The sequence below is a fragment of the Pseudomonas sp. PB3P13 genome (assembly GCF_054897735.1).
Window position 1 is genome coordinate 3,508,814 of record NZ_CM142702.1, and the last position, 20,928, is coordinate 3,529,741.

11 protein-coding genes and 1 pseudogene are annotated in these 20,928 nt (G+C 60.6%); 4 read left to right on the forward strand and 8 right to left on the reverse strand.

The window, feature by feature from the left end; translation table 11 throughout:
- Nucleotides 1–40 precede the first annotated feature (40 nt).
- Nucleotides 41–250 (forward strand): annotated as a pseudogene (locus ACYZT1_RS16235) (alpha/beta fold hydrolase); the annotation flags it as partial.
- A gap of 14 nt (nt 251–264) precedes the next feature.
- Here ACYZT1_RS16235 and uvsE read toward each other — a convergent pair.
- From uvsE to ACYZT1_RS16250, 3 genes are all read right to left on the reverse strand, one after another.
- The gene (gene uvsE, locus ACYZT1_RS16240) at nt 265–1,290 is read right to left on the reverse strand and encodes a UV DNA damage repair endonuclease UvsE (RefSeq protein ID WP_462015715.1); all 1,026 of its coding nucleotides are present in this window, start codon (nt 1,288–1,290) and stop codon (nt 265–267) included.
- A 907-nt stretch (nt 1,291–2,197) separates the two neighbouring features.
- Nucleotides 2,198–4,264, reverse strand: coding sequence for a maltose alpha-D-glucosyltransferase (gene treS, locus ACYZT1_RS16245; RefSeq protein WP_462015716.1), 2,067 nt, complete (start codon nt 4,262–4,264; stop codon nt 2,198–2,200).
- Nucleotides 4,265–4,411: 147 nt separating this feature from the next.
- Nucleotides 4,412–6,985, reverse strand: coding sequence for a bifunctional diguanylate cyclase/phosphodiesterase (locus tag ACYZT1_RS16250; protein WP_462015717.1), 2,574 nt, complete (start codon nt 6,983–6,985; stop codon nt 4,412–4,414).
- Nucleotides 6,986–7,180: 195 nt separating this feature from the next.
- On the opposite strand from ACYZT1_RS16250, the gene ACYZT1_RS16255 reads away from it, so the two are divergent.
- A complete protein-coding gene (locus tag ACYZT1_RS16255; RefSeq protein ID WP_462015718.1) occupies nt 7,181–8,500 on the forward strand; it encodes an SDR family oxidoreductase in 1,320 nt (439 codons plus the stop codon).
- 82 nt (nt 8,501–8,582) lie between these two features.
- Here the strand turns inward: ACYZT1_RS16255 and ACYZT1_RS16260 are convergent, their stop codons facing one another.
- The 5 genes from ACYZT1_RS16260 to ACYZT1_RS16280 form a co-directional block, all read right to left on the reverse strand.
- Entirely contained in the window at nt 8,583–8,984 is a 402-nt protein-coding gene (locus ACYZT1_RS16260; RefSeq protein WP_462015719.1) for a VOC family protein, read from the reverse strand.
- Nucleotides 8,985–9,047: 63 nt separating this feature from the next.
- A complete protein-coding gene (gene ligA, locus ACYZT1_RS16265) occupies nt 9,048–11,405 on the reverse strand; it encodes an NAD-dependent DNA ligase LigA (RefSeq protein WP_462015720.1) in 2,358 nt (785 codons plus the stop codon).
- 126 nt (nt 11,406–11,531) lie between these two features.
- Entirely contained in the window at nt 11,532–12,383 is an 852-nt protein-coding gene (gene zipA, locus ACYZT1_RS16270; protein WP_462015721.1) for a cell division protein ZipA, read from the reverse strand.
- A 236-nt stretch (nt 12,384–12,619) separates the two neighbouring features.
- Nucleotides 12,620–16,108, reverse strand: a complete 3,489-nt coding sequence (gene smc / locus ACYZT1_RS16275) for a chromosome segregation protein SMC (protein ID WP_462015722.1) — start codon at nt 16,106–16,108, stop codon at nt 12,620–12,622.
- A 2-nt stretch (nt 16,109–16,110) separates the two neighbouring features.
- Nucleotides 16,111–16,770, reverse strand: a complete 660-nt coding sequence (locus tag ACYZT1_RS16280; RefSeq protein WP_462019265.1) for a GntR family transcriptional regulator — start codon at nt 16,768–16,770, stop codon at nt 16,111–16,113.
- A 268-nt stretch (nt 16,771–17,038) separates the two neighbouring features.
- On the opposite strand from ACYZT1_RS16280, the gene xdhA reads away from it, so the two are divergent.
- Together xdhA and xdhB are read left to right on the forward strand one after the other, a co-directional pair.
- Entirely contained in the window at nt 17,039–18,493 is a 1,455-nt protein-coding gene (xdhA, locus tag ACYZT1_RS16285; protein WP_462015723.1) for a xanthine dehydrogenase small subunit, read from the forward strand.
- Complete coding sequence (gene xdhB, locus ACYZT1_RS16290) at nt 18,486–20,885, forward strand: xanthine dehydrogenase molybdopterin binding subunit (RefSeq protein ID WP_462015724.1); 2,400 nt, start codon at nt 18,486–18,488, stop codon at nt 20,883–20,885. Before xdhA ends, xdhB begins: the two co-directional genes overlap by 8 nt.
- Nucleotides 20,886–20,928: the final 43 nt, after the last annotated feature.

Consider the following 20,928-nt stretch of genomic DNA (forward strand, 5'->3'; position numbering starts at 1 on the left):
TTCCCGGACGCACTGAAGATCAAACAGACCGTGCCGGAGCGAACTCGCCACGGCGCCTTCGATCAGCGTCCCGACCTTCACCCTCGAAGGCGATGCCAACGGCGCGCCGCACCCGGCGCCCGAGGATTACGCCAATCGCTTTACCGGCAAATATGAATTGCGCCTGATCAGCGGCGGCATCGGCCACAACCTGCCGCAAGAAGACCCGCAGGCATTTGCCAAAGCGGTGATTGATGCGGATCACCTGTAAGGCCAGATTCAGCTTCACGCCCCAGGCGCGAACTCTTTGTAGAAAGCCAGCGCCGCGAGGTTTTTGTCCTTGGCCTCCAACATAATGTCGAACCGATCCATGAATAACCGTGCGTAGGTGTTGGTCCAGCGATTCCACATCTGCGCGCTGTGGCCGTAAAGGTCGCGCTTGCTCACCACTTGCAGCAACTCGTGCATTTGCAGTTTGCGGTCGGCGTCGAAACCCAGTTCCTGCAAACGCTCCGGGGGCTGCGAGTAGTGCATCGTTGGCCGCACTCCGCGCCAGCTGTCAACGACCCGCTGCACGCGCGGAGAATCGGGGGCGATATAGTCGTTTTCGTTGATCCAGCAGTGATGAATGTCGAGCACCACCGGGGCCAGATCCGCCAGTTGCAGACAGTCGTCGACGCCGTAGGTCTTCTCTTCGTTCTCGAAGGTGATGCAGTTGCGCGCTACGTCAGACAGCCGTGGCCAGATCGCACGAATGCCCTCGCCCCCCAGGCGCCCGGCAATGTGCACGTTGCATTTGAAATCCTGAAAGCGCCGGCCGTAGCCCATCATCCGGATCATGTCGGCGTGGTATTCGAACTCGGCGAGGCTGTTTTCCACCACGTTCGGCTTGTCCGAGCCCAGCACGCAGTATTGGCCAGGGTGGAACGACAAACGAATATCCGCCGCTCGCGCCAATGTGCCGATGGCTGCGAAGCGCTCGGCCAGCTGCCTTTGAATGGCCGGATCCTGGTAAAAAGCGGCCACCTTCGGATGACTGTAGAACGGCAACAAATCGCTGCTCAGGCGCAGCATGCGCAAGGTCGGCGGCAACTCGGCGACATACGCCAGCAAACGTAATTGCGCCTCCAGGTTGTGCGCGATGACCTCCAGCAACCTGTCCCGGGCCACCTGCGGCGCGACGCCATCCATCCAGCGCAAAGTGGTGGTTCGCGGATTGAACGGGCTCTCGATGACCTTCAGCGCACTGAGCGAAAGGTCGCGCTCGGGATGCTTGAACTGGCAAGCGAAACCGATTCGTGGGTGGGTCATGGGAAATCCTGGCAGTGAGGCTTGATTGGGAATAGACAGCGGGACGGGGCAGACTTTCCATGAGATTTTCGCAATGCGCCAATTGATGAGTGTCGCTCAGCAAACCTGTGGGAGCCGAGCTTGCTCGCGACAGCGGTGTGTCAGGCGACTTTTGTTTTGAGGGTGTACATATCCGTTGCTGCGGGCTTGGCTGCTATTGGTTTCGCCCTTCGCACGCAAAACCCGTAGGAGCCGAGCTTGCTCGCGATGGCTTTGTTTTGGGCGACTTTTGTTTTGAGGGTGTACATATCCGTTGCTGCGGTTGGGGCCGCTATTGGTTTCGCCCTGACGGCGAGTCACTTTGGAAAAGAGCCCCAAAGTAACCAAAAGGCTCTTGCCCCTCCATTCGGTGCCTCGCTGTGGCTCGGCATGCCCTCACTCCGGCATTGCTCCGGGGGCCCGTCACCATCGGCCATCCATGGCCGGGGGCGACTACCGCGGCATCCTTGCCGCGGTGCCCCCTGCGCAACGCCTGCGTTCGGCCTCTGGGAAAGGGGCCGGTGGATCAAGATCTGAAGCAAAGCAAAGCAACGCAAAGCGCTTCGCCTGCCGCGCAGGATTCCAACTCGACACATCACCTGTACGTTCGCGGCGTTCCGTACAAGTCATGAACACGCACACCCGCCCAGCCAGGTCGGCTACCAGGCCGCCTCGGCGGCTGTGGCGGTTAGCGCCCCCTCGGTAGGCTGAGTAGAAGTTCTGCGCAGTGGGCAACCCGGCATGGATGCCGGGTTAGCCGCGCACGGCCAAGGATGGCCGATCGCGGCGGGCCCACGGAGCAGGACCGGAGCGAAGCCACCGGACGAAAGGGGCAAGAATCCGCCTTCGCGAGCATGCTTGCCACAGGCTCACCTGACAACCTGCCGAATCAAATCAACGGCGAACTGCTCACTACCCGCAACGCCAACCCTTCATACGCATCCAGCGTAATGGTGAATTCACCTTGCGCCGTCAGATCCCCTTCAACCCGCTCGTTGATGATATCCACCACCGGCCCCGGGGCGATGTTGGGCAGGTGCAGGGTTTCGGTAATGGCGTGCGCGCTGAAATTGAGCGCGGTGATTTGAGTGCCCTTACCCGCCGGCAATTCGTGAACCATGATCAGCAGCCCCGGGTTCTCGACATCCGGAATCAAAATCTGCTTGCTGGCCGCGATGTCGTAGGAGCGACGCACGGCGAGGATGCGTTTGAGTTGCGAAGCGAAGGAATCCGGGTCTTTGAGCTGAGTCGGCAGGCTGCCATACAAGGTTTTCGGACGCGGCATTTGCCCGGCCGACAGGGGCGCGTCCGGATTCAGATCAACCAGGTCGTACGCGCCGCGATGAATCCAGCGCGTATCGCCATCCTGCATCAGGTGCGCCACTTGCTCGGCCGGCAGCGGCAAAGCGCCGACCAGGTCCCAACCCGACAGCGCAAAAACCCCAGGCTGCATCGCGTTGTACATCACCAGCAGCAAGTGAATCTGGCGGATCTGATCGATGTCGGCTTTGCTGATCAGGTCCAGGTCACGGATGCCGAGCGCAGCGGTGATGATACTGGCCGTGGTGCAGGACACGCCGTTGGTGACGAACTTGAGGTTGTACGGCGCGTGCTCGCCGGCGAGGCGCTCATACATCTGCTCGCGAATATGCTCGCGCAGAATGTTGCCCGGGAAGGTCTGACCCTGATAAAGAAAAGTGTCGTGCGCGTGCAGGGTCCAGAAGTGCACCAGTTCCAGGGTCAGCTCATCGTGGTTCTGCAACGCGTGAATGAGTGAGGCCGGGTCGATGCCGTAGGTGTGCACCTGGCGCAGCATCAGGCGCAAGAATTCGGCATCGCCCATCAGCAACGCATGCTGGTAAGCCGGCCGGGTGATGAAGTCGTAGGACAGGTCGGCGCCGCCGTGGGACATGGAAGCGATGTCGTCGATGGTCAGGTTCAGTTCCTGAAAACTGAAACCACCGGCCTTGCGAATCGCGCCGCCGAGCAACTGGTTGCCGGTGATCGACAATGGATGGCTCTCGGACCAGGCCGTGCCATCGAGTTTGCGTTCCACGCCGAGGAAACCGTTGGCGTCCAGACGGAGGATTTTCGCGCCCATCACGTCAATGGCATGCAGCGCATCGCCGATGATCATCTGTTGCGCGGCAAAACTGGGGTCCAGCCAATTCAGCGACGGCTGGCCTTCCTTGAAATAATGCAGATAGACCCAGCGTCGCGGTTTGCCATCCACACCGATGACTACCGGGGTCGTGCTCCAATCCGTCTCTTTGACGCCCGGCTCGAAGAAGATCACCCGCTGCAACTGGCCGACGATGTAATGTTTGTCGCGCAGGGCATCGACCTGCAGCGGCGTGAGATTCTGCGCATCGCGTCCTTCCAGTACATCGGGAAGCAACGGCCAGTCTTCCTCACGGATTTCCACCATGTGGTAGAGGCCCGGATAGTCTTCGTAAGCCATTTCCGCCAGGCGGAAATCCGCGCCCTTGCCGGTGTGCGACGGGATCACGTCATCAATGATAACGGCGTTGTGCGCGGCGGCGATGCGGCTCAAGCCTTGCAACTGCGCTTCGGTGCCCAGCTGCGGGTCGATGCCGAAACTGATGCGATCGAAATTGCCGTCGATGGTGGGCGTGTGCTCGCGCCCCTGCAAGCCACCCGAGGTTTTCAGCGGGCCATTGTGGATGCCCTGGATGCCGATCTCGGACAGTGCATGCCACAGCGTTTCATTACCGAGCGCCTCCAGCACCGTGCCGTCCTCGGCGGTGATGATGGAAGCGGGATAAGCGGTGAACCATACCGAAGCCAGCGCCGACGCATCTCTGGGTCGTGTATGAGCGAAAGGTTGCTGCCAGAGTCGTCCCTGTCCGGAATACAGTTTCGCCCGTTGCCGGGCTGCATTCAGCATCGATTGCTCGACTAACCAGTTCACATGATCGTTGCTCTCTTTCGCCATAAGTACAGTCGCTCGCAGTCAGATTCAAACATTCGATCCGCCCCATGAAGCACTGTCTTGCCTGGACCAACGGCGCGGTTAGTTTTCATATGAGCCCGCGAGGCGCCATTCGTTGCATGTAATCGCCACTGGCGCCGCCCCGCCGCTTCAGCTGTCTGCCGTTGCCGCGATTCCCACCAGTTCATTGAATGCATCGCTGTCCAGTGGGCGACTGAGGAAATAACCCTGGCCTTCGTCGCACGCCACCGATTTGAGCAACTGCAAATGCTCGGCCGTCTCGATGCCCTCGGCCGTGACCGTGAGCGACAGCGCGCGGCCCAGGCCGACGATCGCCTGAATGATGGATTTGTCATCCTCGCTGCCGGCCAGCCGGTTCAAGAAGCTGCGGTCGATCTTCAGCCCATCGAACGGAAAGGTGCGCAGGTAGCTCAGCGACGAATACCCGGTGCCGAAGTCATCCATGGCGATGCGCACGCCCAGACGCTTGAGGGTGCGCATTATCTCGAGCGCACCGGTGGCATCTTCGAGCATGACGTTTTCAGTAATCTCGAGCTCCAGGCGCGCAGGGTTGATGCCCGATTCGTTCAGCATCTGCTGCACGCGTTCGATGATGTTGCCGCGCTTGAACTCGCTGGGCGACAGGTTGACCGACACGAACAATTCTTCCGGCCACTGCGCCGCGCAGGCACAGGCGGACGCCATGACCCAGTTGCTCAATGAAAGAATCAGCCCGCTCTCTTCAGCAATTGGAATAAAGGTGTCGGGTGGAATCAGCCCACGCTGCGGGTGCTGCCAGCGCACCAGCGCTTCGGCGCCGACCATGTGACCGTCGGCGATGCGGTAGCGCGGCTGGAAATGCAGCCGCAGCTCGCCATGCTTGATCGCATAACGCAAATCGCTCTCCAGCCGCCGCCGCTCGATGATTCGGGCGTTCATGTCACCGGCATAGAAGCGCCAGGTGTTACGCCCGGCCGCTTTGGCCTCATACAGCGCAATGTCGGCGTAGCGCAACAGCTCGGTCGCTTCGCACGCGTCATTGGGCGCCATCGCGATGCCGATACTGGCGCTGACGAAGACTTCCTGCTCTTCAACCTCCACCGGCCGCTCGATGGACTCGATCAGGCGACGGCACAGCGCCTCGACTTCTTCCTGCGAGCTGACATCGGTCAGAATCAGGACGAACTCGTCGCCACCGACGCGGGCGACCAGGTCACCGTGGCGAACGCAGTCGGCCAGGCGATTGGAAATTTCGTTGAGCACCAGGTCCCCCGCCGCATGCCCGAGCAAATCATTAACCGGTTTGAAGCGATCCAGGTCCAGGCTGAGCATGACCAGCGGCTGCTCAGGCGTCGGCATTGCCTTGAGCTTGCCGTCCAGAAATTCCTGCAGGCGGGTCCGGTTGGGCAGCCCGGTGAGGGCGTCGTGCTGCGAGAGAAACTCGATGCGCCGACGTGCCTCGACTTCTTCGGTCACATCGGTTGCAGTGCCACGGAAACCCTTGTCGTCCATTTCCCGTGCAGACAGCCGGGTGATTCGCTCGCAACCCTTGGTGTCGACATAGCGGCACTGGACGCTGATGTCCGGACGCCGGTTGGGAATACTCAGCCACTGCGACAGTGTGCCCAGTTCCGTGTGCAGCAAATCGTCCATTTGCGCACCGCACCATTCGTCTCTGGACAGCCCGGTGACCGCCTCGAAACGTTCGGAAAGATAGGTGAAACGGCCATCGGCGGAGATTTCCCAAACCCAGTCCGAGCTTGCCTCGACCACGTCGCGAAAGCGCGCTTCACTGGTTGCCAGCGCGGCCTGGCTGCAATGGATCGATTCATAACTGGCGTCCAGCGCCTGGGCCGCAGCCGTGGTGCGGCGCAAAATCACCCAGATCATCAGCCACAACAGCAGTGCGGCGAGAGCGAGCAAAGGCAAGCCCACGCCAAGCAAGTGCAGGCCTGGCCTCGGTGGGTTCCAGTGCAAACTGCCGGCGGCGCCATCCTCGCCCAGCGGATAGACCAACTCCTCGCCAGGTTCTCCGGCGGTTGCGATGTGCAGGCCCTTGATCCCGTAATCCTTGCCGATGTCGGCCAGTTTGGTGCTATCGAGCATTTCCACGAAAATCAACACCGACGGCGTTCGCTCATCCGCCTCCACCGTTGGGTCAGTCCCGGTCGTCACCGCTGCCGCCGCGATCAATGCAGGCACGCCGTTGACGTTGACGAACCGTGTGACCGGCGTTTCCTCTTCCGCACCGGCACGGGCTTCGTCAAGAATCGAGGTGACGGACTGGCCCAGCCATTGCGAGATCTCGACATTTACCAGCTCGCCGTTGATCACCGAATACACAGTGCGATCAACGTCGTTGACGACGAACAGTCCCTGAAAGCCGAAATCCGCGTACATCGTCGGGCCGATATTCTTTCGCACGTAGGCCCAGTCAACGTCTACCTGAGTGTGCAGGTGCTTGTAGGCGTCGCCCCAGAAGGCGTAATCCTTGACCGTTATGCGCAGCGACTTTTCCAGCGATTGGATCGCCTTGTTGGTGTAGAAGGCACTTTCGACCTCCTCCGTGCGATCCAGATCATGCGCCAGGTAAATCAGGGCATAGCCGGCAAGCAGAAAGACCCCGGCCATCAAACCGACGAATTTGAACAGAGAGGCACGCGCCAGTGCCACGCTCGAGCGATTGGACAAGGGGCAGGCAATGGGGTCGAGATCGGTCGGCATAAATTCCCGCTGGGCGTTGAGCGTATCGGTTGCATACCAGCCTATCGGCGGGGATGACAGAAATGTGAATGCCAACCGCCAGGCCAGACGCTGCAGGCGACGAACTGCACTGCACGGGCGACACACTCAGTCATTTCAATGGAACCCGCTCGCCGCCCGGTCCTCTATCGCAGATCAGCACAGGAGGACTTCCCCATGTTTGATCGATCAACCGGCATGAAGCCAGGCGAACGCTACGCCTTCAATCGCAACAGCGGTGAGCGCGCGCACCAGTTTCCGGGCTTCTTCCTCGACGGCAAATATTACCTGGCAGCCGAACTGCAAACTGCGGTTGGCTGGCTTGAAGGCCGCAAGTTCATGTATGACGAACTTGATCTGGACGGCGAGCCGGTATTCCCCGATCGATTAGCGGGTACTATTGAAGACCTGACCCTGACCATGGCCGACGGTGAGCGCCTGATACTCGATGAAGTGCCCTATCGCGCGTACCTCGATTCGCCCGCGCGAAAGGCCGATGTCGCCCGCCGGCCGACGCCCCGCGTTCGCCGGCTCGAGGGCAAACTGGTGGTGATCACCGGCGCCTCCAGCGGCGTCGGTCGCGCCGCTGCCCATGCTTTTGCCGAAGAAGGTGCCCGCCTGGTATTGGCGGCGCGGGATACGACAGCCTTGGCAGAGGTCGTCGAAGAATGTGCGGAACACGGCGCCGAGGCGCTGGCGGTGCGCACCGATGTCACCAGCAGCGAAAACATGCAGGCACTGGCGGAACAGGCTGCCGCCTTCGGTGACGGGCGCATCGACATCTGGATCAACAACGCCGGGGTTGGCGCGGTCGGCAATTTCGAGGACACGCCGCTGGCGGCGCACGAGCAGGTACTGCAGACCGACCTGCTGGGTTACCTGCGCGGTGCTTACGTGGCCTGGCCGTATTTCAAGGCACAGCAGCGCGGGATTCTGATCAACACCTTATCCATCGGCAGTTGGGTGGCGCAGCCCTACGCTGCCGCCTACTCGGCGAGCAAATACGGCTTGCGCGGGTTGAGCGAGGCATTGCGCGGGGAGTTGACCGAGTTCGCCGACATCCACGTGTGCGACATCTACCCGGCGGTCATGGACACGCCCGGCTTTCGCGATGGCGGAAATTTCACCGGCCACGCGCTCAAGCCACCACCACCGGTCTACGACCCGCAACGCGTGGCGGACGCGATGGTTGCCCGAGCGCTGCATCCGCGCCCGACCACTACGGTGGGCAGTGCCGCTGTCGTCGGGCGGCTGGCGCATTTTCTGCTGCCCGGTTTCGAGCGGGTGTCGGGCTGGTTGACCCGTTTGAGCGTGAACCGCAGTTCGTCGTCGGCCACGTCGTCGGGGAACCTCTTCGCGCCGTCGAGTGGCGCGCGTCGAGTGAGCGGCGGCTGGCGGGAAAACGCTCAGCGTCCAGCGTTGATGTGGGCGGCAGGCGCCGCCGTGTTGCTGGGAGGGTGCCTGATTGCATTGAAACGTCATCGCGATCGTCATTAGGATCGCAGTGAGCGTCATCGCCGGTCTGCACTTGACGGCGATGGCGAGTAACGCCAGTCAGTTGAAGACTTCGCAATCGGCCCTACGCCAGGCCCTCAGCGTGCACAAAACACAGCTTGTTGCCTTCCGGATCGCGGCAATAGGCGCCAAAATAATCCTCGGAATACTGCGGCCTCAACCCCGGCACGCCTTCATCACTGCCGCCCATGGCGATCGCCGCCGCCCACGCCGCTTCGACATGTTCCTCAGAGCTGCAGGCGAAGCTGATCTGGGTGCCATTGCCCCACGTCGCCGGTAATCCATTGAACGGTTGTTGAATGAAGAATTGCGGCCATCGCTGCCCCGGATAATGCCAGCCTGCACCCGGCGGGCCACCGTCGTTCTCGTCAGGCATGCGCTTGAGGCCCAATGGCGCGAGCACCGCCTCGTAAAAAGCCAGCATGACGCTGAGGTCACGCGCGCCGACGATGATATGGCTGAACATGTTTCCCTCCGATAATGTTGAATACGATGAGACCTCTGGGAGCAAGCTTGCTCACGACTGGCATCACATCGTAATACCGTGCGAACTCAAAAACGCGACGAACGCCTCTTCATCCAGCACCTTCACCCCTAGTTCATTAGCCTTGGTCAACTTCGAACCCGCGCCCGGACCCGCCACCACGCAATGGGTCTTGGCCGACACCGAGCCCGCCACTTTGGCACCAAGGCTTTCCAGTTTGTCCTTGGCCACGTCGCGGCTCATCAACTCCAGCGAACCGGTCAACACCCAGGTCTGCCCTGCGAATGGCAACCCTTCGATGAGCTTTTTCTCGCTCTGCCAATGCATGCCGAAATCGCGCAACTGCTGTTCGGCGGCTTCAGCGAGCTGGCGATTCTCGGCAAGTGCAAAAAACTCCCGTACCGCATTCGCCTGTTTCTCTGGCAGGGCCTGACGCATGTCCAGCCAGTCCGCATTAAAAACGCCTTGCAGCGAGCCAAAGCGGTCCGCGAGCTTGTGTGCGCCGCCTGGCCCGACCGAAGGAATATGCAATTTATCGAGGAAACCGCCCAGCGTGGTGCTCGCCGCAAACTCTGCGCCCAGGTCGCCCTGACCCTGAATCTGCAACCCGTGCCTGAGCAGATCCTTGATGACCTGCTGGTTGTGCGCATCGTCGAAAAAGCTGTGGATTTCGTGCGCCACTTCCAGCCCCACATCCGGCAGGTAAGTGAGCACCTGCGGCAACGCTTGCTGAACCCGTTCCAGCGTACCGAGAGAGCGCGCCAGCACCTTGGCTGTCTCTTCGCCGACATCCGGAATGCCGAGTGCGTAAATAAAGCGCGCCAGGCTCGGCGTCCTGCTGTGCTCGATGGCGCTAACCAGCTTCTTGCTCGACAGCTCGGCAAAGCCTTCCAGGTCGACAATATCGTCGAACTTCAAGGCGTACAGATCGGCGGGTGAACTCACCAGGCCTTCATCGACCAATTGCTCGACGCTCTTGTCGCCCAGACCTTCGATGTCCATCGCGCGGCGCGAGACAAAGTGAATGATTGCCTGTTTGAGTTGCGCACCACACGCCAGACGACCGACGCAGCGATACACCGCACCTTCGCTTACGGTCTCGCGGCCCTTGCTGCGCTTGACCAGTTGCGTGCGCTCCACCTGCGAGCCGCACACCGGGCACTGCTCGGGAATCTGCACTGCTCGGGCGTTTTCCGGGCGGCGCTCGGTGACGACTTGCACCACTTGCGGAATCACGTCGCCAGCCCGACGAATGATCACGGTGTCGCCGATCATCAGGCCCAGACGCGCCACCTCATCCATGTTGTGCAAGGTCGCGTTGGCCACGGTGACACCGGCCACTTTGACCGGTTTCAGGCGGGCCACGGGAGTGACCGCGCCGGTGCGGCCGACCTGGAATTCAACATCGAGCAGCTCGGTGAGTTCTTCCATGGCCGGGAATTTATGGGCAATGGCCCAACGCGGTTCGCGGGCACGGAAACCGAGTTCGCGCTGGGACGCGATGCTGTTGACCTTGAACACCACACCGTCGATTTCATAGGTCAGGTCGTTGCGGCGTAAACCGATGTCGCGGTAGTAATCCAGGCATTCATCGATGCCGTGCGCGAGTTTGAGTTCACGGCTGATCGGCAAACCCCATTGCTGAAGCTGCTTGAGATTGCCGATATGCGTGTCGGCGATGTCGGCCGAAGTCTGGCCGATGCCATAGCAGCAGAATTCCAGCGGACGGTTGGCGGTGATTTTCGAATCCAGTTGCCGCAAGCTGCCAGCGGCCGCGTTGCGCGGATTGGCGAACGTCTTGCCGCCCGCTTCCAGTTGCGTGGCGTTGAGACGCTCGAAACCGGCCCTGGACATGAACACTTCACCGCGCACCTCGAGCGTCGCCGGCCAGCCGCTGCCTTGCAGCTTGAGCGGAATGTTGCGCACCGTGCGTACGTTGACGCTGATGTCCTCGCCGGTAGTGCCGTCGCCGCGCGTGGCGCCGCGCACCAGCACACCCTCCTGATAGAGCAGACTGACCGCCAGGCCATCGAGTTTGGGTTCGCAGCTGTATTCCACTGCGGCGCCGCCGCCGAGTAAATCCCCGACCGGCAGATCCAGCCCTTCCGTCACGCGGCGATCGAACTCGCGCATGTCGGTTTCTTCGAAGGCGTTGCCGAGGCTGAGCATGGGCACTTCATGGCGCACTTGCGTGAACGCCGACAGCGCCACGCTGCCGACGCGCTGGGTCGGCGAATCACTGGTCACCAGGTCGGGATTGGCCGCTTCCAAGGCTTTGAGCTCATGGAACAAGCGGTCGTACTCGGCGTCCGGAATGCTCGGCTCGTCCAACACGTGATAGCGATAATTGTGCTGATCCAGCTCAGCGCGCAGCTCTAAAATGCGGGTTTTGGCGGCAGTCATCGGTGTTCTCTCATAAAGCAAAAGAGCAGCCTGGGCTGCTCAATTTAAATCACGATAGCCTGATGGCTTGCACTTTGTGGTGAGGGGTTTACCCCCTCGCCACAGAGGCCTGTTGCAGCCTTCAAATCAACGCTTTTGCGTCAGGGCACGACGCTCGAATTCCACGATGCGCTGACGGTAATGCTCGATGGTCTGAGCAGTCAGCACGCTGCGCTGGTCATCCTTCAGCTCGCCGTTCAATTCTTGCGACAATTTACGGGCCGCCGCGACCATCACATCAAACGCCTGCTTGGGATGGCGCGGGCCTGGCAAGCCGAGGAAGAAGCTCACGGCCGGCGTGCTGAAATGGTCGATGTCATCCAGATCGAACACGCCTGGCTTGACCGCATTGGCCATCGAAAACAGCACTTCGCCGTTGCCGGCCATGCTTTCGTGACGGTGGAAAATGTCCATCTCACCGAAACGCAAGCCACTTTCCAGAATGTTCTGCAACAGGGCCGGCCCCTTGAAGCCCGCTGCATCGCGGCAGATCACGCTGATCACCAAGACTTCTTCAGCTTGCGGCTGATCTCTGTCGCTGACCGATGGAGACGGCCTGGTGTCATCCGGGAAATCATCGGCGCTGCTGAAACCCGGGCCGCCGTCCAGATCCAGATTCAGGTTCAAGTCGCCCTGCGAAGGCTCGCCATGCCCACGCTTGCCACGCTTGGAACCCGATTCACGGGTGTCCCGGGCAGGCATGCTCACCGACGGCAGATCGTGTTCGTCCAGTTGCGGTTCCTTGTGGGTGTCCAGCACCCGGGGCGGACCCAACAGCTCGGCGCCGGTGTCCTCGTCGGGCAGATTCGACAAATTACGGTCGAGACGAAATTTCAGTTTCCCCTTGCCGCCGCGCATCCGGCGCCAGCCATCAAAAAGAATACCGGCAATGACAATAATGCCGATGACGATCAGCCACTCGCGCAGACCGATTTCCATGTAATCCCGTGCCTCTATAAAAAATGCTGAAAAATAAGGGGTTTACAACTCGCAAACCGCTTTAAAACGTGGCGCCAACTCTATGTTCTGACAGGCGTTTTGCCCACGTATACGAAAAATTGACATTAAACTAGCACGAACAAAGGGACTTTACAGCAGCTATAAGCCACAAGCTTAAAGCTTCAAGCGCTGGCAACACCGCTTGCGGCTTGTAGCTTGAGGCTCGCAGCTGGCCGTCAGGCCTCGACCATCGCCATCGCTTCCTCAACGTCCACCGCCACCAGCCGCGAACAGCCCGGTTCGTGCATCGTCACCCCCATCAGTTGATCGGCCATTTCCATGGCAATCTTGTTGTGGGTGATATAGATGAACTGCACCGTTTGCGACATCTCTTTAACCAGCCGGGCGTAGCGTCCAACGTTAGCGTCATCCAGTGGCGCGTCAACCTCATCGAGCATGCAAAACGGCGCCGGATTCAACTTGAAGATCGCAAAAACCAGAGCCAGTGCGGTCAAGGCTTTTTCACCGCCGGACAGCAAATGGATGGTGCTGTTCTTCTTTCCGGGCGGGCGCGCCATGATCGTCACCCCTGTATCGAGTAGATCTTCGCCCGTCAGTTCCAAATAGGCGCTGCCACCGCCGAAAACTTTTGGAAAAAGTGCCTGTAAACCGCTGTTGATCTGATCAAAGGTATCTTTGAAGCGGTTACGGGTTTCCTTGTCGATCTTGCGGATCACGTTTTCCAGCGTATCGAGCGCCTCGACCAGATCGTCGTTCTGCGCATCCAGATAACGTTTACGCTCGGATTGTTGCTGGTATTCGTCGATGGCCGCGAGGTTGATCGCACCCAGACGCTGAATGCGCGCAGCGATGCGTTCGAGTTCTTCCTCGGCGTCTTTCTCGTTGGCCTCGGCGGTCAAGGTCGCGAGGACGCCGTGAAGGTCGTAACCGTCCTCCAGCAACTGGTCCTGCAACGTCTTGCGGCGCACGGTCAGGGCTTGCCATTCCATGCGCTGTGTTTCCATCTGGCCACGGATCAACTGCGATTGCTGTTCGGCCTGGTTGCGGCGTTTTTCCGCATCGCGCAGCTCGCGGTCGGCGTCTTCCATGGCGATTTGCGCGGTCTTGAGTTCCTCGTCGACGGTCATGCGCTTGTCGAGCAACTCTTCGAGTTTGAGGCGCAACTCTTCCAGCGGTGCCTCGCCCTCCTCCAGATTAAGGCTCAGTTGCTCGCGCTTTTCGGTCAGGCGCTCGGACTGCATTTCCAATCGTTCAAGGGCCTGGCGCGTCGAATCATGCTGCGCCTTGAGCGAACCCAGCCGCACCGCCAGTTGATGCGCGTGATCCTTGTGCTGCCGGGCCTCCTGCCGCACGCGATCGAGGCGCTCGCGCAGGCTGTCGCGCTGGGCCAGCAATAATTCGCGTTGTTCGGTATCGAGCGCCATGGCATCGAGTGCGTCCTGCAATTGCAGGCGCGCTTCGCCAACGCTTTCGTGTTCCAGCGCGCGTTGCTCAGCCAGCTCGGCAAGCTCTTCGTCAAGGCGAGTGCGGCGCAAGGTCAGCTGTTCGGCTTTGGCTTTACCGGCGGACAACTGCGCCTTCAATTCACCCTGCTGACGCGCTTCGTCTTGCAGCAAGCGGCGCAAATGTTCGCGGCCGTTTTCCTGCTGACGCTGCTGTGCGCGCAGGTTTTGCAGCTGCGTTTCCAGGGTTTCGACCGTGGCTTCGCGCGCTTCCCGTTCAAGGCTCAGATCCTGGATTTCCTGGCCACGCGCGAGCACGCCGCTTTGCGCTTCGCTGGCGCGGCGCACGCGTAAAAAATGTCGACCCACCCAGTAACCGTCGCGGCTGATCAGGCTCTGGCCAGCCGACAGCTGACTGCGCAGCGCCAACGCCTGCTCGAGGCTGTCGACCGGCTTGACCTGCGCCAGCCACGGCGACAAATCAATGTTTGCCTCGACCTTGTCGAGCAAACTGCCCGGCACCCGCACGCCATCGCTGGCCGGGCTGACCAGACGCAGATCGCCCTGGGAAAAACCGGCCAGATCATAATCGCCAAAATCATCGACCAGCACTGCTTGCAGATCGGCACCGAGCACGGTTTCCACGGCCAGTTCCCAACCGGCTTCGACCTGCAAATCTTCAGCCAGACGCGGGCGATCCAACAGCTGCTGTTCTCGCAACCATTCTGCCGTTCCAGTGCCCGGGTCGAGGGCGGCTTGCTGCAGCGCTTCGAGTGAGGCGAGACGCCCGTTCAAACGCTGCAAATCGCCTTGCGCCTGCTGCTGCGCCGTCAGCGCTTGCTGCAATTCCTGACGCAATTGCTCGAGGCGTTCGACCTGCGCTTCTTCGCTGGCCTGCAAATCTTCGAGCGTGGCTTCAGAAGCCGCCAGCTGCTCGCTGATCTCCATGATCGCCGCATCTTCCGGATCGGCCGAGAGCAACGCCCGCTCTTCGCCAAGACGCTTCTGCCGGGCCGCCAGACGCTCCATGCTGGTTTCCAGCTGCTGGATGCGCGACTGCTGCACTTCGGATTGGCGGCGCGGCTCGGCGGACGACAGGTTGAAAGCGTCCCACTGCTCCTGCCAGGCATGCATGGTGGTTTCGGATTCCTCCAGCGCGGCGGCCGCTTCTTCTGCGGCGGCGCTGGTGATTTCCTGCTCGGGCGTGAGCATGTCGAGCTCTTCACCGAGGGTCAGCAGCAGGGTGCGGTCGTGGCCCAGGTGCGACTCGGTTTCCATGCGGGCGCGCTCGGCTTCTTTCAGATCATCCTGCAATTGCCGTAGACGCTGCTGACCGTGCTGAATGCTTTGCTCGACCCGGGCGATGTCACCACCGACCGAATAGAAGCGTCCCTGCACCAGATTGAAGCGTTCGGACAGGTCGTGGTGGCCGTCACGCAAGCGCTCGATGCTTGCATCGGCATTGCGCTGCTCGGCGACCAAGGCTTCGAAACTGACTTCCTGAGTGCCAATTACCGCTTCGCGCTGCCCGACCTGCTCATTCAGTGCCTGCCAGCGCAAGGCCGACAATTGAGCCTTGAGCTGACGCTCCTCGCCTTTGTATTCCTGATATTTCTTCGCCGCCTCGGCTTGACGGTGCAAACGCTCCAGCTGACGCTCCAGCTCTTCGCGCAGGTCAGTCAGGCGGGCGAGGTTTTCGTGGGTGCGGCGGATGCGGTTTTCAGTCTCGCGCCGGCGCTCCTTGTATTTGGATATGCCTGCGGCTTCTTCGATGAAGTTGCGCAGGTCTTCGGGCTTGGCTTCGATCAGCTTGGAGATCATCCCCTGCTCGATGATCGAATAGCTGCGCGGGCCAAGGCCGGTGCCGAGGAAGATGTCGGTAATGTCCCGGCGACGGCATTTGGTGCCGTTGAGGAAATAGCTGTTCTGGCTGTCGCGGGTAACTTTGCGGCGAATGGAAATTTCCGCATAGGCGGCGTATTCGCCGACCAGTGTGCCGTCGGAGTTATCGAACACCAGCTCGATGCTGGCCTGGCTCACCGGTTTGCGGCTGGTCGAGCCATTGAAGATGACGTCGGTCATCGACTCGCCGCGCAAGTTCTTCGCCGAACTCTCGCCCATCACCCAACGCACCGCGTCGATGATATTCGACTTGCCGCAACCATTGGGTCCGACCACCGCCGCCATATTACTGGGGAAGTTCACCGTAGTCGGGTCGACAAAGGACTTGAACCCCGCCAGCTTGATGCACTTCAGCCGCACCCTTAAGCGTCCGCCAGGGCGGAAACCACCAGATCGCTGCTGCGCTGGGCGTAGGCCGTCAGCACTTCGCGGATCAGTGGAAAGTCGCGGGCCAGCACGGCCGCGAGCAAACGTTCGAACAGCTCGAGGAATTCGCTCATCGACGCCTTGCGCTGGTCCAGGGCGAGGAAATACGCGCGGCTCATGGCCGGTTGCAGGTTCTCGACGGTTTCCTGCAAGTACGGATTGTTGGCGAACGGGTAAGCCGCGCGCATCACGTTGAAGCTGTCGTCGACGAAGGTGCGGATGTCCTGACGCTCGCAACTGGCAGCCAGGCGCTGCTGAATCTGCACGAACGGCGCCATGTCGGCCTGAACCTGCCAGCCCTTGGCGACGGCGTTGCCGAGCAGAATGTACAACTCGCTCATCAGCCTGCACAGGCTCTGCACCTTGTGCGCGGTGAGCTCGGTGACTTGGGCGCCGCGCCGCGGCAGGATCGCAATCAGGTGGCGCCGTTCGAGGATCAGCAAAGCTTCGCGGACCGATCCGCGGCTGACGTTGAGCGCCAGCGTGACCTTTTGTTCCTGAATACGCTCGCCGGGCTTCATTTCGCCACGAATGATGCGTTCGGCGAGGTGGTGGGCGATTTGCTCGGCGAGGCTGTCCGGCGCCTTGAACGTCATGGTTTTCCCTTCAAACTCTTCGATCTTCACAAGCGGCGCAGTGTAGCGCAGATGAAGGTTCATGGCGGAGTGCCCACTCCGCAGTTTTGGCACGATTCCCGCAAAAAAAGCAGGGTAGCCCGCCAGGGTCAATAATGAAGTGATGCGTTGTTGATCGACAAAATGTTGTTTCTTGACCTTTAAGTCAGAAAACAATTGACCGCAAAGTCAGACCTGATAAATTCGGTCAAAGTCGCTTAACAACAATAATGAGTCTGCGAGGCCTTCCGTGATCCAGTTTTTACTTAACCAGGAACTCCGTAGCGAGCACGCCCTGGACCCAAATCTGACCGTGCTCAATTATCTGCGCGAACATGTGGGCAAACCCGGTACCAAAGAAGGCTGCGCCAGCGGTGACTGTGGCGCCTGCACCGTGGTAGTTGGCGAATTGCAGACGGATGACAACGGCCGCGAACACATCCGCTATCGCAGTCTCAACTCGTGCCTGACATTTGTTTCCTCATTGCATGGCAAACAGCTGATCAGCGTCGAAGACCTCAAGCACCAGGGTGAACTGCACAGCGTGCAGAAAGCCATGGTCGAGTGCCACGGCTCGCAATGCGGGTTCTGCACCCCGGGCTTCGTCATGTCGCTGTTCGCCTTGCAGAAGAACAGTGACCAGCCGGATTCCCATAAAGCGCACGAAGCCCTCGCAGGCAACCTCTGCCGCTGCACCGGCTATCGGCCGATTCTGCAAGCCGCCGCGCAATCCTGCTGCGGCAAGCAACCCGATCAGTTCGATGCCCGTGAAGCGGACACCATCGCGCGTCTGAAAGCCATCGCCCCGACCGACATCGGCGAACTCAACAGCGGTGACAAGCGCTGCCTGGTGCCGCTGACCGTGGCTGATCTGGCCGACCTTTACGATGCCTATCCGCAAGCGCGCCTGCTGGCCGGCGGCACCGACCTGGCGCTGGAAGTCACGCAATTTCACCGTACCTTGCCGGTGATGATTTACGTCGGCAACGTCGCCGAGATGAAGCGTATTGAACGCTTCGACGATCGTCTGGAAATCGGCGCCGCCACCCCCCTCTCCGATTGCTACGAAGCCTTGAAGGCCGAGTACCCGGACTTCGGCGAATTGCTTCAGCGTTTCGCGTCACTGCAGATTCGCAACCAGGGCACCTTGGGCGGCAACATTGGCAACGCCTCGCCGATTGGTGATTCGCCGCCGCTGCTGATTGCGCTGGGTGCGCAGATCGTCCTGTGCAAAGGCGAAACCCGCCGCACGCTGGCGCTGGAAGATTACTTCATCGATTACCGTGTCACCGCGCGCCAGGAAAGCGAGTTCATCGAGAAGATCATCGTGCCGCGGGCAAGCGTCGAACAAATGTTCCGCGCCTACAAAGTCTCGAAGCGTCTGGACGACGATATTTCCGCCGTCTGCGCCGCATTCAACCTGCGCATCGACACCGGGACTATTGCCGACGCCCGCGTCGCATTCGGCGGCATGGCGGCCATCCCGAAACGGGCGGCCCATTGCGAAGCGGTTTTGATCGGTTCGCCGTTCAACAACGCCACCATCGAACGCGCCTGTGCTGCACTGGCCGAAGATTTCACGCCGCTTTCGGACTTCCGCGCCAGCAAGGAATATCGCCTGCTGGGCGCGCAGAATCTGCTGCGTAAATACTTCATCGAACTGCAAACACCGCACATCGAGACTCGGGTGACCGCTTATGTCTAATCATCACGCTGTAGAGAAGACCCAAGCCGAACTGGCTGAACTGTTCGCCAAGGACCTGACCAGCGGTGTCGGCCGCAGCGTCAAACATGACAGCGCCGCCAAGCACGTGTCCGGTGAAGCGCAGTACATCGACGACCGTCTGGAATTTCCCAACCAGCTGCACGTGTACGCTCGCCTGTCGGACCGTGCTCACGCGAAAATCATCAGCATCGATACCAAGCCTTGCTACGCCTTTGAGGGCGTGCGGATCGCCATCACCCACGAGGACGTGCCGGGCCTGAAAGACATCGGGCCGCTGTTGCCGGGCGATCCGCTGCTGGCGATCGACGATGTGCAATTCGTCGGTCAACCGGTACTTGCGGTTGCGGCGAAAGACCTGGAAACCGCGCGTAAAGCAGCGATGGCGGCAATCATCGAATACGAAGACCTCGAACCGGTGCTGGACGTTGTCGAAGCACTGCGCAAACGCCACTTCGTGCTCGACAGCCACACCCATCAGCGCGGCGATTCGGCTGGCGCCTTGGCCACCGCCGAGCATCGTATTCAGGGCACGCTGCACATTGGCGGGCAGGAGCACTTCTACCTGGAAACCCAGATTTCTTCGGTGATGCCGACCGAAGACGGCGGAATGATCGTCTACTGCTCGACGCAAAACCCCACCGAAGTGCAGAAACTCGTCGCTGAAGTACTGGACGTGTCGATGAACAAAATCGTCGTCGACATGCGCCGCATGGGCGGTGGTTTTGGCGGCAAGGAAACCCAGGCCGCAAGCCCGGCGTGCCTGTGCGCCGTCATCGCGCACCTGACCGGTCAGCCGACCAAGATGCGCCTGCCGCGCGTCGAGGACATGCTGATGACCGGCAAGCGTCACCCGTTCTACGTTGAATACGATGTCGGCTTCGACAGCACGGGTCGCCTGCACGGCATCGCGCTGGAACTGGCCGGTAACTGCGGTTGCTCGCCGGACTTGTCGGCGTCGATTGTCGACCGGGCGATGTTCCACGCCGACAATTCGTATTACCTGGGCGATGCGACCATCAATGGTCACCGCTGCAAGACCAACACTGCGTCGAACACCGCGTACCGTGGATTCGGCGGTCCGCAAGGGATGGTCGCGATCGAGGAAGTGATGGACGCGATTGCCCGGCATCTGGCGCTGGATCCGCTGGCGGTGCGCAAAGCCAACTACTACGGCAAGACCGAGCGCAACGTCACCCATTACTACCAGACCGTCGAGCACAACATGCTCGAGGAAATGACCGCTGAACTCGAAGAAAGCAGCCAGTACGCCGAACGTCGCGAAGCCATCCGTCGCTACAACGCCAACAGCCCGATTCTGAAAAAAGGCCTGGCGCTCACACCGGTCAAATTCGGCATTTCCTTCACGGCAAGCTTCCTCAATCAGGCCGGCGCGCTGATCCACGTCTACACCGACGGCAGCATCCATCTGAACCACGGCGGCACGGAAATGGGCCAGGGGTTGAACACCAAAGTCGCGCAGGTCGTGGCCGAGGTGTTCCAGGTCGAAATGGACCGCGTGCAGATCACTGCGACCAACACCGACAAGGTACCGAACACCTCGCCGACCGCCGCGTCCAGCGGTGCTGATCTCAACGGAAAAGCCGCGCAGAATGCGGCAGAAGTCATCAAGCAGCGCCTGGTCGAGTTTGCCGCGCGACAGTACAAGGTCAGCGAAGAAGACGTCGAATTCCACAACGGCCATGTGCGCGTGCGCGATCACATTTTGACTTTCGAAGCGCTGATCCAGCAGGCGTATTTCGCCCAGGTGTCGCTGTCGAGTACCGGGTTCTACAAGACCCCGAAAATCCATTACGACCGCAGCCAGGCCCGTGGTCGGCCGTTCTATTACTACGCGTTTGGCGCCGCATGCGCCGAGGTCATCGTCGACACCCTGACCGGCGAATACAAGATGCTGCGCACCGACATTTTGCATGACGTCGGTGATTCGCTGAACCCGGCCATCGACATCGGCCAGGTCGAGGGTGGCTACATTCAGGGCATGGGCTGGCTGACCATGGAAGAGCTGGTCTGGAATGACAAAGGCAAGCTGATGACCAGCGGCCCGGCCAGCTACAAAGTCCCGGCCGTGGCGGACATGCCGCTGGACCTGCGGGTGAAGCTGGTGGAAAACCGCAAGAATCCGGAAGACACGGTGTTCCATTCCAAGGCCGTCGGCGAGCCGCCGTTCATGCTCGGCATTGCCGCGTGGTGTGCGATCAAGGATGCCGTGGCGAGCCTCGGCGATTACAAACATCAACCAACAATCGACGCGCCGGCAACGCCGGAGCGGGTGTTGTGGGGCTGTGAGCAGATGCGCCAGTTGAAGGTGGCGAAGGCTGTTGAAGCCGAAGTCGAGTTGGCTTCGCTGTAAACCCAGCCGCGGCCAATCGCTAGCAGGCTAGCTCCCTCAGGGG

Bases quoted from the DNA above. Each gene is read 5' to 3' on its own strand.
- uvsE (WP_462015715.1), bottom strand. From the start codon at position 1,290: ATGACCCACCCACGAATCGGTTTCGCTTGCCAGTTCAAGCATCCCGAG.
- treS (WP_462015716.1), bottom strand. From the start codon at position 4,264: ATGGCGAAAGAGAGCAACGATCATGTGAACTGGTTAGTCGAGCAATCG.
- ACYZT1_RS16250 (WP_462015717.1), bottom strand. From the start codon at position 6,985: ATGCCGACCGATCTCGACCCCATTGCCTGCCCCTTGTCCAATCGCTCG.
- ACYZT1_RS16255 (WP_462015718.1), top strand. From the start codon at position 7,181: ATGTTTGATCGATCAACCGGCATGAAGCCAGGCGAACGCTACGCCTTC.
- ACYZT1_RS16260 (WP_462015719.1), bottom strand. From the start codon at position 8,984: ATGTTCAGCCATATCATCGTCGGCGCGCGTGACCTCAGCGTCATGCTG.
- ligA (WP_462015720.1), bottom strand. From the start codon at position 11,405: ATGACTGCCGCCAAAACCCGCATTTTAGAGCTGCGCGCTGAGCTGGAT.
- zipA (WP_462015721.1), bottom strand. From the start codon at position 12,383: ATGGAAATCGGTCTGCGCGAGTGGCTGATCGTCATCGGCATTATTGTC.
- ACYZT1_RS16280 (WP_462019265.1), bottom strand. From the start codon at position 16,770: ATGACGTTCAAGGCGCCGGACAGCCTCGCCGAGCAAATCGCCCACCAC.
- xdhB (WP_462015724.1), top strand. From the start codon at position 18,486: ATGTCTAATCATCACGCTGTAGAGAAGACCCAAGCCGAACTGGCTGAA.